At 67.5% G+C, this 16299-nt stretch carries 16 protein-coding genes and 1 tRNA gene; 11 read left to right on the top strand and 6 right to left on the bottom strand.

Features of this window, described 5'->3' with window-relative positions; translation table 11 throughout:
* Positions 1-136: 136 nt before the first annotated feature.
* On the bottom strand, positions 137-2233 hold the full coding sequence (locus ACT54R_RS06440; RefSeq protein WP_476324671.1) for a S9 family peptidase: 2097 nt from the start codon (positions 2231-2233) through the stop codon (positions 137-139).
* Complete coding sequence (gene msrB, locus ACT54R_RS06435) at positions 2223-2666, bottom strand: peptide-methionine (R)-S-oxide reductase MsrB (RefSeq protein WP_476324669.1); 444 nt, start codon at positions 2664-2666, stop codon at positions 2223-2225. The genes ACT54R_RS06440 and msrB overlap by 11 nt, the downstream gene beginning before the upstream one ends.
* Positions 2667-3161: 495 nt before the next feature.
* Between msrB and ACT54R_RS06430 the strand changes: the two genes are divergently transcribed.
* Positions 3162-3578, top strand: a complete 417-nt coding sequence (locus tag ACT54R_RS06430; RefSeq protein ID WP_168459348.1) for a Ros/MucR family transcriptional regulator — start codon at positions 3162-3164, stop codon at positions 3576-3578.
* Between the two features lie 102 nt (positions 3579-3680).
* On the opposite strand, the gene ACT54R_RS06425 is transcribed toward ACT54R_RS06430, so the two are convergent.
* Positions 3681-5294 (bottom strand): phosphoenolpyruvate carboxykinase, encoded by a 1614-nt coding sequence (locus ACT54R_RS06425; protein WP_476324667.1) that lies wholly within the window; start codon positions 5292-5294, stop codon positions 3681-3683.
* Positions 5295-5477: 183 nt separating this feature from the next.
* Positions 5478-6194, bottom strand: a complete 717-nt coding sequence (locus ACT54R_RS06420; protein WP_476324665.1) for a HugZ family pyridoxamine 5'-phosphate oxidase — start codon at positions 6192-6194, stop codon at positions 5478-5480.
* Positions 6195-6492: 298 nt separating this feature from the next.
* Here ACT54R_RS06420 and ACT54R_RS06415 point away from each other — a divergent pair, with 298 nt between their 5' ends.
* The 7 genes from ACT54R_RS06415 (at position 6493) to ACT54R_RS06385 (ending at position 12227) form a co-directional block, all read left to right on the top strand.
* Entirely contained in the window at positions 6493-7191 is a 699-nt protein-coding gene (locus ACT54R_RS06415) for a response regulator transcription factor (protein ID WP_029557293.1), read from the top strand.
* A 28-nt stretch (positions 7192-7219) separates the two neighbouring features.
* Positions 7220-8983, top strand: a complete 1764-nt coding sequence (locus ACT54R_RS06410; protein WP_476324663.1) for a stimulus-sensing domain-containing protein — start codon at positions 7220-7222, stop codon at positions 8981-8983.
* Between the two features lie 2 nt (positions 8984-8985).
* Positions 8986-9441, top strand: coding sequence for an HPr kinase/phosphorylase (locus ACT54R_RS06405; RefSeq protein ID WP_476324661.1), 456 nt, complete (start codon positions 8986-8988; stop codon positions 9439-9441).
* Between the two features lie 109 nt (positions 9442-9550).
* A complete protein-coding gene (locus ACT54R_RS06400; RefSeq protein ID WP_024277703.1) occupies positions 9551-9952 on the top strand; it encodes a PTS sugar transporter subunit IIA in 402 nt (133 codons plus the stop codon).
* On the top strand, positions 9921-10304 hold the full coding sequence (locus tag ACT54R_RS06395) for an HPr family phosphocarrier protein (RefSeq protein ID WP_476324659.1): 384 nt from the start codon (positions 9921-9923) through the stop codon (positions 10302-10304). Before ACT54R_RS06400 ends, ACT54R_RS06395 begins: the two co-directional genes overlap by 32 nt.
* A 182-nt stretch (positions 10305-10486) precedes the next feature.
* The gene (locus ACT54R_RS06390; RefSeq protein ID WP_476324657.1) at positions 10487-11971 is read left to right on the top strand and encodes a sensor histidine kinase; all 1485 of its coding nucleotides are present in this window, start codon (positions 10487-10489) and stop codon (positions 11969-11971) included.
* Between the two features lie 179 nt (positions 11972-12150).
* Positions 12151-12227: transfer RNA gene (locus tag ACT54R_RS06385), tRNA-Arg, on the top strand.
* A gap of 203 nt (positions 12228-12430) precedes the next feature.
* Here ACT54R_RS06385 and ACT54R_RS06380 read toward each other — a convergent pair.
* The gene (locus tag ACT54R_RS06380) at positions 12431-12589 is read right to left on the bottom strand and encodes a hypothetical protein (protein WP_476324655.1); all 159 of its coding nucleotides are present in this window, start codon (positions 12587-12589) and stop codon (positions 12431-12433) included.
* A gap of 249 nt (positions 12590-12838) precedes the next feature.
* The gene (locus ACT54R_RS06375) at positions 12839-13711 is read right to left on the bottom strand and encodes a LysR substrate-binding domain-containing protein (RefSeq protein WP_476324653.1); all 873 of its coding nucleotides are present in this window, start codon (positions 13709-13711) and stop codon (positions 12839-12841) included.
* Between the two features lie 225 nt (positions 13712-13936).
* Here ACT54R_RS06375 and ACT54R_RS06370 point away from each other — a divergent pair, with 225 nt between their 5' ends.
* Genes ACT54R_RS06370 through ACT54R_RS06360 form a run of 3 tightly spaced genes read left to right on the top strand, consistent with a single transcriptional unit; the run spans position 13937 to position 16293 of the window.
* Complete coding sequence (locus tag ACT54R_RS06370; protein ID WP_476324651.1) at positions 13937-14671, top strand: ABC transporter ATP-binding protein; 735 nt, start codon at positions 13937-13939, stop codon at positions 14669-14671.
* The gene (locus ACT54R_RS06365) at positions 14668-15426 is read left to right on the top strand and encodes a branched-chain amino acid ABC transporter ATP-binding protein (RefSeq protein WP_476324649.1); all 759 of its coding nucleotides are present in this window, start codon (positions 14668-14670) and stop codon (positions 15424-15426) included. The genes ACT54R_RS06370 and ACT54R_RS06365 overlap by 4 nt, the downstream gene beginning before the upstream one ends.
* A 3-nt stretch (positions 15427-15429) precedes the next feature.
* Entirely contained in the window at positions 15430-16293 is an 864-nt protein-coding gene (locus ACT54R_RS06360; RefSeq protein ID WP_476324647.1) for a branched-chain amino acid ABC transporter permease, read from the top strand.
* Positions 16294-16299: the final 6 nt, after the last annotated feature.

The raw sequence follows: 16299 nt of genomic DNA, 5'->3' as shown, positions 1-16299 counted from the left end.
ACAGCATGCCTTTAAATGCGCGGAGCCGCCCCCTCACTCGCATGTCGATCGACAGCGCGCTCTGGATAGCCGGAAGCCGTCCGCCGCGCAAATGTCCATGGGGAAAGGCCGGCTTCCCCCTGTGAATGGCCACGCCTCAGCCGGCGCGACCCACCGTTCTCAGGGCGAAGAGATAAACGAGGGCGACCTCGTCCAGCCGGTCGAACCGGCCGGCAGCCCCGCCATGGCCCGCATCCATGTTGGTGCGCAGCAGCAGGGGCCGGTCCCCGGTGTCCGCCGCCCGCAGCCGCGCCATCCATTTCGCCGGCTCCCAATAGGTCACGCGCGGGTCGGTGAGCCCGGCCAGGGCGAAGATGGAGGGGTAGGGCTGCGCCTTCACATTATCCACCGGCGAATAGGACCGAATCCGGTGGAAGGCGGCTTCGTCGGCGATGGGGTTGCCCCACTCCGGCCATTCGGGAGGGGTGAGGGGGAGGGTGTCGTCCAGCATGGTCGTGAGCACGTCCACGAACGGCACTTCGGCGACGATGCCGGCGAACAGGTCCGGCCGAAGGTTTGCGACCGCGCCCATCAGCATCCCGCCCGCCGAGCCGCCCTGGGCGACGATGCGTTCCGGGCGGGTGAAGCCTTCCGCCACCAGATGCTCGGCTGCGGCGATGAAATCCGTGAAGGTGTTCGTCTTCTTGGCCAGCTTGCCGTCGGCATACCAGCGCCAGCCCTTGTCCGTGCCGCCGCGGATATGGGCGATGGCATAGACGAAGCCGCGATCCACCAGCGACAGCCGGTTGGTGGCGAAGCCGGCCGGAATGGTGATTCCGTAGGCGCCATAGCCATAGAGCAGCAGCGGTGCGGAGCCGTCGAGCGGCGTGTCCTTGTGGTAGAGCAGGGAGACCGGAACGGTCTCGCCGTCCGGCGCCGGGGCCATGAGGCGACGCGTCACGTAGTCCGCCGGGTCATGGCCGGAGGGCACCTCCTGCCGCTTCAGCATCTCGCGCCGGCGGCTCGCCATGTCATAGTCCCACACCTCGGACGGGGTGGTCATGGACGCATAGGTGAAGCGCAACTGCGTGGTGTCGAAGGCGTAGCCGGCCGACATCCCCAGCGCATAGGCCTCCTCGTCGAAGGCGATGGCGTGTTCCGTGCCGTCGGCGAGCGCCCGGATGACGATGCGCGGCAGCCCGCCCTCGCGCTCCAGGCGCGCCATGTGGCCGCTGAACACCGTATGGCTCAGGATCATGCAGCCGGGGCGATGGGGGACCAGATCGCGCCAGTGATCCCGCCCCGGCGTGGCGACGGGGGCCACGGCGATCTTGAAATCCTCGGCATGGTCCGCGTTGGTCAGGAAGACCAGGCTGTCGACGCCGCCAAGGTCGGGATGGTGCTCCACCTCGTAGCGCACGCCCTCGGTGCGGGGCGCGATGCAGCGGGGGGCCGCGGCCGGGTCTTGAAGGTCCAAAAGGTGGACCTCAGAGGTCTCGTGGTCGCCGCAGGCGATCAGGCCGTAGCGGCGGGACTGGGTTTCCCCCAGCGAGACAAAGAAGCCCTTGTCCGGCTCCTCGTAGATCAGCGTGTCGGTCTCCGGCGCGGTGCCGAGGACATGGCGGAAAACGAGGGAGGGGCGGTGCTCGGCATCCCGGCGGATGTAATAGAGCACGCTGCCGTCGGCGCTCCACAGGAGATCGCCGGTGGTTTCCTCGATGGCGTCGGGAAGGTCCGTGCCGGTCGCAAGGTCGCGGATGCGGATGCAATAAAGCTCGGCGCCGGATGTGTCGGCGGAGAAGGCGAGGCGGCTGTGGTCGGTGCTGTGGCGCCAGTGGCCGAAGTGGAAGTAGGCCTTGCCCTCGGCTTCCCTGTCGCCGTCGAGCAGGATGACCTCCTCCCCGTCCGGCACCGCCTTGCGGCAGGCGAGGGGATGCTGTCCCCCTTCCCGGTGGCGCGAATAATAGGCAAACGGGCCGTCCGGCGTGGGCACGGAGGAATCATCCTCCTTGATCCGCCCGCGCATCTCGGAGACCAGCGCTGCCTTCAGGTCGCCGAGCGGCGCGAACCAGGTGTCCGCATAGGCGTTCTCCGCCTCCAGATAGGCCCGGATATCGCCGTCGAGCACGGAGGGGTCGCGCATGACGGCGCGCCAGTTGTCGGCGCGCAGCCACGCGTAGTCGTCGGTGAGGGAAAGTCCGTGGACGGTGCGGGTCGACGGGCGGCGAGGGGCGCGCGGCGGCTCAGGCGCCACGGTCTGCCTCACCGTCCGGCTTCAGGGAGAGGGCGGTGCCGTTCATGCAGAAGCGCAGGCCGGTGGGTGCCGGGCCATCCGGAAAGACGTGGCCGAGATGGCTGTCGCAGGATGCGCAGCGCACCTCGATGCGGCGCATGCCGTGGGAGACGTCCTCATGGGTCACCACCGCGTCGGGCGAGACCGGCTGGAAGAAGCTCGGCCAGCCCGTTCCGGAATTGTACTTGGTCTCGGAGCGGAACAGCGGCGTGCCGCAGGCGACGCAGGAATACAGGCCGGCGCGCTTCTCATCCCAGTAGGGGCCGGTGAAGGCGCGCTCGGTGCCGGCCTGACGGGTGATTCGGAACTGCTCGGGCGTGAGGCAGGAGCGCCATTCGCTTTCGCTCTTCACGATCTTGGTGTGGTCCGTGTCGGAAGGGGCAGAGGTGGACATGGAAGAACCCCGGTCTGATTTGTCGCAGAGGTAGGCATTCCATATGGCGACGGCAAGGCTCTCCCGATCACATGCCCGCGGGCTGCTCCGGGGCGTCGCTGCGGCTCGCACCCAGTGCAGATTTGCGATTTTGCGACAACTGAAGAAGATGAGCCGTATCGCCGAAATATCGGTTGCAAAGTCGAAAGTGCGAAACTAACACGGACACATAGCCGTCTTCGCAGCATCCGTGCGCGGGCGACTGTTCAGGGTACGTACACTGTCCGAGGTTCGTACACTGTGTGTCTGCGGACGAGTGCCGCGGGGTGCGACGAAAGCGTCCCGGCGATGTCTTGCGTCTTGGTGGCGCCTTTGCAGCACTGGGCTCCACCTTAGTCGCATGCGCCGAGTTCTCCCGCTCCGCCCGCCGATTGCATGTCCTGATTGTTCGGAAGCGCGAAACCTGACCGGCCGCGCATTCGTCATCACAAGCCATCTCAACGCGAAGCAGGTCCCATGAGCGACACCACCGAACAGACGGCATACATCGAGCTCGCGACGGACATCATCTCCGCCTATGTCGGCAACAACACGGTTGCCGCGACCGAGCTGCCGGCCCTCATCAACGATGTCTTCCTCGCCCTCACGCGCCTCGGCACCGGCGAGGCGCCGGCCGGGGCGGAGCCGCTCAAGCCGGCGGTGGCGGTCAAGCGTTCCGTGCATCCGGACTTCATCATCTGCCTGGAGGACGGGCTGAAGTTCAAATCCCTGAAGCGCCACCTGCGCACGCGCTACGACATGACGCCCGAGCAGTATCGTGAGAAGTGGAGCCTGCCTGCCGACTATCCCATGGTGGCACCCAACTATGCCGCCGCCCGCTCCGAGCTGGCCAAGCAGATGGGCCTCGGCCAGCAGCGTCGCCGCGGCCGCTGAAATTCGCGATCTCCAATTTCGCGGTCCCTAATTTCGCGGTCCCATGCAGAAAGGCCCGGCGCGGTGCGCCGGGCCTTTCTCGTTTCATGCCTCCGGGGTCGATCACTCGGCGGCGAGGCGCACCTGCGGCTGGGCATCGCGCACGGCGGCGTCGACGTGCGTCTCGAAGCGGGCGAAGTTCTCGCGGAACATGTTCACCAGCCGGCGGGCGGTGGCGTCGAAGTCCGCCTTGTCCGCCCAGGTCTTGGATGGATAGAGGATGTGCGGCTCGATGCCCGGCACGGAGGTGGGCACCTCGAAGCCGAAATAGGGATCGGTGCGGAACGAGGCGTCCTTGAGCGAGCCGTCCAGCGCCGCGGTGAGCAGCGTCCTTGTGACCTTGATGGGCATGCGCCGGCCGGTGCCGAACTTGCCGCCGGTCCAACCGGTGTTCACCAGCCAACAGTCGACGCCATGCTCCGCGATGAGGTCGCGCAGGAGATTGCCGTAGACCGAGGGGTGGCGCGGCATGAAGGGCGCGCCGAAGCAGGTGGAGAAGGTGGCCTCCGGGTCCTTCACGCCCTTCTCGGTGCCCGCGACCTTCGCGGTGTAGCCGGAAAGGAAGTGATACATGGCCTGCGCCGGGCTGAGCCGCGCGATGGGCGGCAGCACGCCGAAGGCGTCGCAGGTCAGCATCACCACATTCTTCGGCTGGCCCGCGCGGCCGGTGGGGCTGGCATTGGGGATGAAGGCGAGGGGATAGCAGGAGCGGGTGTTCTCGGTGAGGCTGCCGTCGTCGAAGTCCGGCACCCCCGTCACCTTGTCGAGCACCACATTCTCCAGCACCGTGCCGAAGCGGTTGGAGGCGGCGAAGATCTCGGGCTCGGCCTCGGCCGAGAGGCGGATGGTCTTGGCGTAGCAGCCGCCCTCGAAGTTGAACACGCCGTCCTTGCTCCAGCCGTGCTCGTCATCGCCGATGAGAGTGCGGTTGGGATCGGCGGACAGCGTGGTCTTGCCGGTGCCTGACAGGCCGAAGAACAGGCAGACGTCGCCCGCCTCGCCTACGTTCGCCGAGCAGTGCATCGGCATGATGCCCTTCTTCGGCAGGATGTAGTTGAGGGCCGTGAACACCGACTTCTTCATCTCGCCCGCATAGGACGAATTGCCGATGAGCACGATGCCGCGGGTGAAGTCCACCGCGATCACCGTCTCCGAGCGGACCCCATGGCGCGCCGGGTCGGCCTTGAAGGACGGCAGGTCGATGATGGTCATCTCCGGCACGAAGCCGTCGAGCTCGGCCCGCTCGGGGCGGCGCAGCATGGTGCGGATGAACAGGGAGTGCCAGGCGAACTCGGTGTAGACGCGCACCTTGATGCGGGAAGCGGGATCGGCGCCGCCATAAAGGTCCTGCGCGAACAGGGTCTTGTCCTCGGCCTCTTTCAGGAAGTCCTGATAAAGGGTCTCGAACTGCTCCGGCGTGATGGCGCCGTTATTGTCCCACCAGACTTCGCCCTCGGTCGCGGCATCGCGCACCACGAACTTGTCCTTGGGGCTGCGGCCGGTGTGGGCGCCGGTCTCGGCCATCAGCGCGCCGCCGGAGGACAGGTGTCCCTCCTTGTGCGCCAGCGCGTGCTCGTAGAGCGCGGGCTCCAGAAGATTCCAATGGACCGCCGTCAGATTCTTGAGGCCGAAAGTGTCCGCGCCGCAGGCGCTGTTCCGGTGACCGGTTTCGAGCACGGAAAATCCTCCACAGTTCCCGCCGGCGTGACGCCGGCATTCCATCCGCCGCCGCTCTCGTAGAGTTATGCGGCAGGCGTCGGCCTGGGGGCATCTTTGCGCGCCCCTCCAAACCGCGTCGCGCACGCTAGAGGGAGTTGGCCGACAAGGAAACTCCGACAAACGGACGCTAAACGTTTAAATTCAGGCGGCAGTTCCGCGCCGCGCATCGGCGACGAGCTTCACCAGTTCTTGCCGCACTGCAGCAAGGTCTTCGACCCGTCTTGTAAAGTCGAGGCGGCGGACGAGATCGCCGCAGATCAGCTCGCACCCCTCAGGATCGAGCGAAAGCATCCGCCACTCACCCTCCGGCGCGCCGAGGAGCACGGTGGCGTAGAGCTGCACCGCGTCGGCATGGTCTGCATTCATGTGCTCTATGACGCCCGCGGCCCCCTCGGAGAGCGCGTCCGCTCCCTGCCAGGAGGTCAGCAGCTTCTCTCCCGGCACGTCCACGATGCGGCCGAAGCCCTCGACCAGGTGCGCCTCGGTGATGTCGATGGCGTAAAAGGCAAAATCGGTGAAATCCGCGTATCCCGCCGCTGCCACGTGCCGGGCGAGGTAGCGCGCGCGGACCTCCGGGGCAGGGGCGGGGACGATGCGGCCGATGAGGCTGGCGCGGGGCGCGTTCAACGGGTCCTCGGCACCAGCGGCGGAGACGAGGAGGGAGACGCGGGCATCCCCCGCAATATTGCGGGTGTGGCGGGCGAGGCGGGAGATGAGCAGCGTGGGCCGGCCCTCGAGGTCCGTGGAGATCGCCACCAGCGAGGCGTAGGGCGCGCCGTCACCCTCCAGCGTTGCAAGAGCGCCGAAACGGGCCTCGCGCACGAGGTGGCGGACGGCGGTCGCGGACGGCTTGGTCATGGTGCTCCTCCCACGGGGCGGTGCCACGATGCTCCGGCGCGGCGGGACGGCGCAAGGGGTCCGGCGCAAAGGGGGGGCCGCACGGGAAGCCCCCGGGTCCGGCAGAACTTGATTAAGGGTATTCGGCAGCCGCCATTTGGTGTCGGTGGAGAATCCCGCTATTTTGCGTCGATCGAGTCTTGTGTGTCACATTTCGGCCACGCGAACGCGGTTCACCGCAAGGCGCGGCCGCAACAGATGGCCGGCTTGAAGGCCCGCGTTCGGCGGACCGCTTTCCGGACGGCTCAAAAGAGGTGTCATGCCCACGATCGCCCTCGTCGACGACGACCGCAACATCCTGACCTCGGTCTCCATCGCTCTGGAGGCGGAGGGCTACCGCATCGACACCTATACGGACGGCGCATCGGCCCTCGACGGGTTCAAGACCAACCCGCCGGATCTCGCCATCCTCGACATCAAGATGCCCCGCATGGACGGCATGGAGCTGCTCCGCCGCCTGCGCCAGAAGACCGACATGCCGGTGATCTTCCTCACCTCCAAGGACGAGGAGATCGACGAACTGTTCGGCCTCAAGATGGGCGCCGACGATTTCATCAAGAAGCCGTTCTCCCAGCGCCTGCTGGTGGAGCGGGTGAAGGCGGTGCTGCGCCGCGCCGGTGCCAAGGACGGCGCCGCCCCGCGCGAGGTGGACAGCGCCAAGGTTCTCGAGCGCGGCAACCTGCGCATGGACCCCGAGCGTCATACCTGCACCTGGAAGGCCGAGCCGGTGACGCTTACCGTCACCGAATTCCTGATCCTCCAGGCGCTTGCCCAGCGCCCGGGCGTGGTCAAGAGCCGCAATGCCCTGATGGACGCGGCCTATGACGATCAGGTCTATGTGGACGACCGCACCATCGACAGCCACATCAAGCGGCTGCGCAAGAAGTTCAAGTCGGTGGACGATTCGTTCGAGATGATCGAGACCCTGTACGGCGTCGGCTACCGGTTCAAGGAGTGATCCGGGTCGCCGGCCCCGGGGGCGGCAGATGACGGTCGAGACCAACGAAGCGCCGCTGGAGCGCCCGAGCGAGCCGGCGGGCGGCATTCTCGCCACCGTTCGGCGCGTGCGTCGCTTCGTGGCATTCAAGGGCTTCTCGTCGCTCACCCGGCGCATTGTGCTCCTGAACCTCGCCGGCCTGTGCGCGCTGGTCTCCGGCATCCTCTATCTCTCGGAATTCCGCTCCGGCCTCATCGACGCGCGCATCCAGAGCCTTCTGGTGCAGGGCGAGATCATCGCCGCTGCGATCGCCTCTTCCGCGCAGGTCGAGACCAACGCTATCACCCTCGACCCTGATCGCCTGCTGGAATTGCAGGCGGGCGAGAGCTATGGCCCCGAGGACGGCTTCGCCCCGCTGGAATTCCCCATCAATCCGGAGCGGGTCGCCCCCGTTCTGCGCCGCCTCGTCGGCCCGACCCGGACCCGCGCCCGCATCTATGACCGGGAAGGCCAGCTGCTGCTGGATTCCCGCTCCCTGTATTCCCGCGGCGAGATCCTGCGCTTCGACCTGCCCTCGCCCAATGAGCCCAAGCCCGGCTTCTTCGAGCGCGCCTGGCTCGGCATCCAGCTTTGGCTTGGCCGGGGCGATCTGCCGCTCTACCGCGAGATGGGACCGCAGGCGGGCAAGAACTACCCGGAAGTCGCCTCCGCCGCGCTCGGCACCAAGGCCAGCGAGGTGCGGGTGGACGAGCGCGGGCAGGTGGTGGTCTCCGTCGCCGTGCCCATCCAGCGCTTCCGCGCCATCCTCGGCGTGTTGCTGCTCTCCACGCAGAGCGGCGAGATCGATGCGGCGGTGAAGGCCGAACGCTTCGTCATCGTCCGCGTGTTCCTGGTGGCGGCGGCGGTGATGGTGCTGCTCTCCGTGCTGCTCGCCGGAACCATCGCCGATCCGGTGCGCAAGCTCGCCGCGGCGGCCGAGCGGGTGCGCCGGCGCATCAAGACCCGCGTGGAAATTCCCGATTTCACCGCCCGCGCCGACGAGATCGGCCATCTCTCCGGCGCCCTGCGCGACATGACCAGCGCGCTCTACAACCGCATCGAGGCCATCGAGAGCTTTGCGGCGGACGTGGCGCACGAGTTGAAGAATCCGCTCACCTCCCTGCGTAGCGCGGTGGAGACACTGCCGCTGGCGAAGACCGATTCCTCCCGCTCCCGGCTGCTGGAGGTGATCCAGCATGATGTGAAGCGGCTCGACCGCCTGATCTCCGACATCTCCGACGCCAGCCGCCTCGACGCCGAGCTGCAGCGGCAGGAAGCCGTGACGGTGGACCTGAAGCAGCTGCTGGAGATGGTGGTGGGCCTTGCCCAGGACGTGCGCAAGGACGATGGCGTCAGCGTCTCCCTCGCCTTCGAGCGCGCGGCCGGGGCGCCGCAGGACTTCAACATCGCCGGCCACGCCTCCCGCCTCGGCCAGGTGGTGGACAATCTCGTCTCCAACGCCCGCTCCTTCTCGCCGCAGGGCGGCTCGGTGCGCGTCACCTGCCGCCGCCTCAAAGACGGGGCCGAGATCGTGGTGGACGACGACGGGCCGGGCATCCGCCCCGACGCCCTCTCGCGCATCTTCGAGCGCTTCTACACGGATCGCCCGCACCAGGGCTTCGGCCAGAATTCCGGCCTCGGCCTCTCCATCTCGCGGCAGATCGTGGAAGCCCACGGCGGGCGCATCTGGGCCGAGAACCGCACCGCCACCGACCCGGACGGCACCCCCCACGTGACCGGCGCCCGCTTCCTCGTGCGTCTGCCGGCCGGTTGACCGTGACCGGCGCCGCACCGCCCACCGTTCACGCAAGCTGCGTCGCCGTAGGGGACGTGGGGCTCCTCATCCGCGGCCCGTCGGGCTCCGGCAAGTCCATGCTGGCCCTGAGCCTCATTCTCGACGGCCCCCGTGCCCTGCCGCCGGCGGAGCTGGTCGCGGACGACCGGGTGGTCCTCACGGCCGAGAATGGTATCTTGATCGCACGCCCGCCTCCGCTGCTTGCAGGGCTGATCGAGTTGCACGGTATTGGTGTGCGGAAGATGCCCCATCGCGCTCACGTCGCAGTGCGGCATGTGGTCGATCTCTCGGCAGTGGAAACGGCGCGCATGCCGGATGCGGCCGAGCTTCGGGAGCAAATTCAAGGCATTGAAATCTTGAGAACTCCAATCTCTGCCTTGGCCTTGGCACCCGTCATAATCGCTTGCATTCTCAAAACGCGGGCTTACGAAAACTAAATGTGCTTTTGTGCGTTGCACCCCTTGCGTAATTTTTAAGCCCCTCTGAATATGGCCATCCCGCAGCGCGGGAGGCCTTCATCCTGGGGAAGATGAGGGCGGAGGAAGCATGATCGGTCTCGTCCTCGTCACACATGGTCGTCTGGCAGACGAATTCTGCTCCGCGCTGGAGCACGTCATGGGCCCGCAGGCCCAGATCGCCGCTGTCACCATCGGTCCCGAAGACGACATGGAGCGGCGGCGCCAGGACATCATCGAGGCGGTGGATCGGGTGCGCACCGGCGACGGGGTGGTGATCCTCACCGACATGTTCGGCGGGACCCCCTCGAACCTCGCGATTTCGGTGATGAATACGCCGGACGTCGAGGTGGTCGCGGGCATCAACCTGCCCATGCTGGTCAAGCTCGCCAAGGTGCGTGGGGAGATGCCTCTGGCCCAGGCCGTGGACGTCGCCCAGGAAGCCGGTAGGAAATACATCAATGTCGCAAGCCGCGTCCTCTCCGGTAACTGAGCTTTTCGCCGACGCCGGGTGCGAGGCGGGCGGCTGTTCCGACGATCCGGCCATCGCCTGCGGCCGGCCTATCGCGCCCGAGGCGCTGGTACGCGTCCTTCCCATCATCAACAAGCGCGGCCTCCACGCCCGCGCATCTGCCAAGTTCGTCCAGACCGTGGAGCGCTTCGACGCCATGGTCACGGTGTGCCGCAGCGGCGAGGCGGTGGGCGGCAATTCCATCATGGGCCTGATGATGCTCGCCGCCGGGCCCGGCACCTGCGTCACCGTCACCGCCACCGGCCGGGAGGCGTCCGACGTGCTCGACGCCCTCGGCGCCCTCGTCGGCGATCGCTTCGGCGAGGAAGAATAGGGGCCACGCCCCATGCCCGTGCGCTGACGGGCAGGCAAGCGAAAGCGCTGCCGTTTCGGCCGTTTACCTCAAATTGAGGTTGCTCTGGCCCGTTCCCCGATGGTTGCCTATGTCTTAACGCTGATCCCTTCGTGCAATGGGCCCGAGGGATCCGGGACGGGCCTTCCCCCCGTATCAGATGCATGTTCGAGCCGAGGAGCCATAAGCCCGAGGAGGCACCGGCGCCCAAGCGCCGCCGGTGGAGCCTTGGCTTGTCGGCAAAGCTGCTCGCTTTGACGGTGGCGGTGGTGGCCACGGCGGAGATCGCCGTGCTGGTGCCGACCATCGCCAACTACCGCATCGCCTGGCTCTCCGACCGCCTTGCCGCCGCGCGGACGGCCGCCCTCGTGCTCGACGCCGCGCCGCAGGACGGCGTGACGGTGGACATGACCCGCGAACTCCTGGACAGCGTGGGCGCCAAGGTGATCGTGGTGAAGCGGGAAGGTACCCGGCGCCTGCTCGCCGCCTCAGACATGCCGCCCGAGGCAAATGTGCATATCGACATGCGCGAAACCACCCTGTGGGGCGCGGTGCACGACGCTTTCGACACGCTCATCGCAGACAACGGGCGCATCCTCCGCATCGTCGGCGAACCGCCACGGGGGGCGGACTTCATCGAGATCGTGCTCAGCGAGACCCCGCTGCGGGTCGCGCTGCTGCGATTTGCGGCCACTGTGCTGCTGATCTCGCTGGCGGTGGCGGTGGTGGCGGGCGTGCTGGTCTACGTCAGCCTCAACTGGCTGTTCGTGCGCCCCATGCGCCGTCTCACCGAGCGCATCTCCGCATTCCGCGAGGATCCGGAGGATGCCTCCCGCATCATCGTGCCCTCCGGCCGCTCCGACGAGATCGGCACCGCCGAGGAGGCGCTCAAGGAGATGCAGCGCGAGCTCTCCCACACCCTGCACCAGAAGAGCCACCTCGCGGCGCTGGGCCTCGCCGTGTCCAAGATCAACCACGATCTGCGCAATCTTCTGTCGTCGGCCCAATTGCTGTCGGATCGCCTCGCCTCGGTGCCGGACCCGACCGTGCAGCGCTTCGCGCCGAAGCTGCTCGCGGCGCTCGACCGCGCCATCCATTATTGCGAGCAGACCCTGTCATACGGCCGCGCCAAGGAGCCGCTGCCGGAGCGCCGCGACGTGGAACTCGCCCACCTGTTCGAGGAGGTGCGCGAGACCCTCGGCCTGTCGGCGGGCGGCAGCGCGGGGGTGGGCTGGGTGGTGGACGTGGAGCGGGGCCTCACTGCCGATGCCGATCCTGACCAGTTGTTCCGGGTCATCCTCAACATCACCCGCAATGCCCTCCAGGCGCTGGAGGCGCGCGCGCCGCTCGATCCCGAGCGCGACCAGATCCGCGTGCGCGCCCGCCGCAAGGGGCCGGTGGTGGAGATCGAGCTCAGCGACACCGGGCCCGGCATTCCCCCGGCGCGGCGGGAGCATCTGTTCGAGGCCTTCGTCTCCTCAGCCCGCCGCGGCGGCACGGGGCTCGGCCTGCCCATCGCCGACGAACTGGTGCGGGCCCACGGCGGGCATATCCGCCTGCTCGATACCAAGATCGGCACCGCCTTCCGCATCACCATCCCCGACCAGCCGGAAAGCCGGCATCACCGGCGCGAACGCATCCGGGCATGATCAAGCCCAAGTTTTCCACAAGGCACGCAGTTTCCGGCCCTCCTCGCGCGTGATGCCGGACAGGGGCCTTGCACCCTCCGATAAAAAGGGGTAGCAGACGGGCCTCGCGGAATTCCAAGCCGCGAACGTCCCGGAAAGCTCCCTGCTTTCTCGACCGGCCCAGCCGGTCCCGGGCACAGGCGCCGGTAGCTCAGCTGGATAGAGCACCAGACTACGAATCTGGGGGTCGGGAGTTCGAATCTTCCCCGGCGCGCCACCTAAATCCAAGAAAATAAAAGATAATTGTCCGTATGCTCGGGTGCGTGAAAGCGTGCAGGCGCGGTCGGGCCATCACCGGGTCCTCACCAGAGACAGCGGGTGCTCGGGCGCAGTTCGCCTGAGCTGGCTGACGCTATACGACTAGACGCAGCTGCTCAGGCCGTCTCTGCGGACGATACCGTCGTGCCAAAGGCTGGGGCCTCATCCCAGCACCATGAGCACCATCCCCGCCACGCCATAAGCCGCGTGGGTGCGAAGCATCCCCAGCCTGAGCCGCAACGTGGCGAACATGGCCATCGCGGAGAGCGCGGCCGCACGCCAGTCGATAGGGGAGAGCACAAGCAGGTTCGCCGATGCCATGCCAGTCCACGCTCACCCCGCGCCGGAAGACAACGTGGATAGGGAACCCCAAGGCGAGGTTCAGGATCACGCCCACAACGGCGCGAGCGAGAAATAGGCGCCGCCGCGCGCGGTGCCGAGATGCCGTGGCGCGGGCACGAAGTGGGCGAGGCCGGTGTGAACGGCTTGGGCCTTTGCGATGGTCGCTCGGTGTGCTGACCTCTTCTTCGTGTCGGCGGCGAAGGCCCTCCCGTCAAACCGACGCGCGGATCATTCCCGCTCCGATACGGACCGGCGAATGTGTGCGGCGAGATGATCCGCCGCGGATGAGCCGCCGGGATGGCGCTCCCATAGGATGAGGTCAACGCCTTCCAGCGTTGGCATGCCCTCCGCGCTGCCGAGGCGGACGAGACCCGGCGTGCGCACCGATCGGGCAAGGACGCACACCGCCGAGTCCGCAAGTGCCATGGATTGCAGCCCTGCGATGCTTTCCGAGACACAGGCGATGCGCCAGCGCCGGCCGATGCGGTCGAGCGCCGCCAGCGCATAGTCCCGATAGAGATTGCCGTCCGGCAGCATGGCAAGCGGGACAGGGTCTGCGAGGTGCGCGCTCCCGCCTTCCGCGCCCAGCCAGATCAGCGGCTCGGGTCGCAGCAGCGTGCCGGTTCCGACGCGGGGCGAGACACCGGGCATGCGGGTGGCGATGGCGATGTCGAGAAGGCCCTCGCTCATATCTTGCGCCAGCTGCCGCGAGAGCGCGCAGCGCACCGTCACCTCCACGCCCGGATATGTGTCGCGGAAGCGCGCCAGCGTCTCGGGCAGGAGGAAGGCGGCATAGAGATCCGGACAGCCCAGCGTGACGCGCCCCGCCACATCGTCCGCCGAAAGCCGCAGCCGGGCCTCCTCGTCGAGCCGCAGCATGGTGCGCGCATGCGGCAGCAGCATTTCCCCGTGGCGCGACAGCTTCAGATGCCGCAGGTCCGGCTCGAACAAGGGGAAGCCGGCTGCCGCCTCCAGCCGCCGGATCTGCAGGCTGACGGCGGGCTGGGTGCGGTTCAGGCGCCGTGCGACGCGCGTCACGCTCTTCTCCTCCACCAGGAGGACGAAGGTGCGCAGCAGGGCGATCTCCAGCGGATCCGACATTGCCATCATTAAAAATACTTGGCGAAGTGCAAAGCAATATAAATTTGATTTGAGCGCAATGCATCGATCTAATCTGTACGTAGTCGCAATCGACTGTCCAATGACTGTTCAAAATCTCTGATTTTGATGCACATCAAAAAGGCATTTGCGCGCCAGCGAGGCAATCTCGCCCGGCGCCGTGGAGACGACGTGAATCCGAGCCCCTTCCTTCAGGTTGATGGTCTGATGCGTCGCTATGGCGGCGTCGCCGCCCTCGACGGCGTGACCCTCGATATCGCCCGCGGTCAGGTCACCGGCCTCATCGGCCCCAACGGCGCGGGCAAGACCACGCTGCTGAACGCGCTGACCGGCCTCGCCCGGCCTGAAAGCGGCACAGTGCGGTTAGAGGGCGAGGACGTCACCGGCCTGCCAGCCCACGTGATGGCCGGCAAGGGCGTGGTCCGCTCCTTCCAGATCGTGCGCGAGCTCTCCAGCCTCACCGTGTTCGAGACCCTTCTCGCCGCCCCGCCGGCCCAGAGCGGGGAGAGCGTGGCGGGCGCCCTGTTCGGCCGCCGCAAATGGTGGGCGCAGGAGCGCGCCAATGCCGATCTCGCCCGCGCGCTGCTGGAGCGGGTGGGGCTCGTGAAGCTCGCCGACCAGCCGTCCGCGATGCTTTCCGGTGGCCAGAAGAAACTGCTGGAAATGGCGCGGGCGCTGCTGATGAAGCCCAAGCTGATCCTGCTCGACGAGCCGGGTGCCGGCGTCTCGCCGCCGCTGCGTCTCGAGATCGTGCGGCTAGTGCGTGAGCTGAAGGCGGAAGGCCTCACTTTCGGTATCGTCGAGCATGACATGCATCTGGTGGAGGAGGTGTGCGACCGCGTGCACGTACTCGCCCTGGGGCGCGTGCTCGTCTCCGGCACGTTCGCCGAAGCGACCTCGGATCCGCGCGTGGTCTCCGCCTATCTCGGGGTGGCAGCATGATTGCGCGCCCCTGCGATCCGAAGGCGGAAGAACTCTCCCTCGCGCTCGCTGTCTCGGGCCTGCGCGCCGGCTACGGCCGGGGCGGCGATATCGTCTGCGGCATCGATCTCGCACAGAAGGCCGAGAGCATCGTCGCCGTCATCGGCCCCAACGGCTCGGGCAAGTCGTCCTTCATCAAGACCATCGCCGGCCTCGTGCCGACGCGGGCCGGAACTGTGGCCGTGACGGGGCGGGACATCACCTCCCTCTCGCCGGCGCGGCGTGTGGCGTCGGGGCTCGCTTACGTGCCTCAGGAAGCCAACATCTTCGCCACCCTCACCATTGCCGAGAACCTGAAGCTCGCCACCGAATTCCTGCGCGGGCGCGCCGGCGTGGGGCCGGAGCAGCGGGAGAAGGTGCTGGATCTCTTCCCCGAACTGCGGCAGCGGCCACGCACGCTCGCGGGCAACCTCTCCGGCGGCCAGCGGCAGATGCTGGCCTTTGCCAGCTCCCTCCTCGCCAACCCCGAGGTGCTGCTGCTCGACGAGCCCTCCGCCGGCCTCTCTCCCAAGATCGTCAGCGAGACCATGGAGGCGGTGGTCCGGGTGCGGGAGGCGGGTGTTACCGTGCTGCTGGTGGAGCAGAACGTCGCCGCCGCGCTCGGCATCGCCGACGAGGTGGTGGTGCTGGTCGCCGGCCGGCTCACCCTCCGCGCCTCCGCCGCAGACATCCGCCAGGCGGACCTCGCCGGCCTCTTCTTCGGAAAGGCGGCCTGAGCCATGGCGCTTCAGCTTTTCCTCAACGGCCTCGTCACCGGCCTGCTGCTGGCCCTGCCGGCGCTGGCGCTGACATTGGTGTTCGGCATCCTGCGCTTCGCCAACTTCGCGGTGGGGGCGCTCCTCACCCTCGGCGCCTATGCGGCCTATTCGGCCAACGTTGTGCTCGGCCTGCCGCTGCCCATCGCCGCCGCCGTCGCCGCGGGCACGGTGGCGCTCGCCTCCCTCATCGCCGATGCGCTGGTGTTCGAGCGGCTGCGGACGCGGGGCTCCATCACGTTGCTGGTCGCCTCCATGGGCGTCTCGCTGGTGGTGGAGAACATCTGTCGCTTCATCTTCGGCAATGCCGCGCGCAGCTTCGATCTCGCGGTTGCGCGACCGATCCGCTGGAACGGCCTGCGTATCAACCACGAACAGCTCATCACGGCTGGCGTGGTGATCGTCGCGCTTGTCCTGCTGCACCTGCTCGTCACCGCCTCGCCACTTGGCCGGGCCATGCGGGCGGTGGCGGACAATGCCTCCCTTGCCGCCGTGCGGGGGGTGGAGCGGCGCACCATTGCCCGCATCACCTTCGCCCTTACCGGCGCGCTCATCGGGCTCGCCGGCGTGTTGGCGGGGCTCGATCGCGCCATCGATCCGCTGATGGGCTGGAACTACCAGATCCCCATCTTCGCCGCCGCGATCCTCGGCGGGCTGGGCAGTCCCATCGGGGCGGTGGCGGGCGCGCTCCTCATCGGCGTGGCGGAGGAAATGTCCGCCCTCGTCCTGCCCGTCTCCTTCCGGCAGATCGTGAGCTTCGGCGTCATCCTGCTGCTCCTCCTGTTCCGCGCCAATGGCCTGTTCGGGGCCAAGGCCATCCGAAAGTGAAGGCGC

The organism is Xanthobacter sp. DMC47 (genome assembly GCF_056313845.1).
This window is presented reverse-complemented; position numbering and strand designations above follow the sequence as displayed.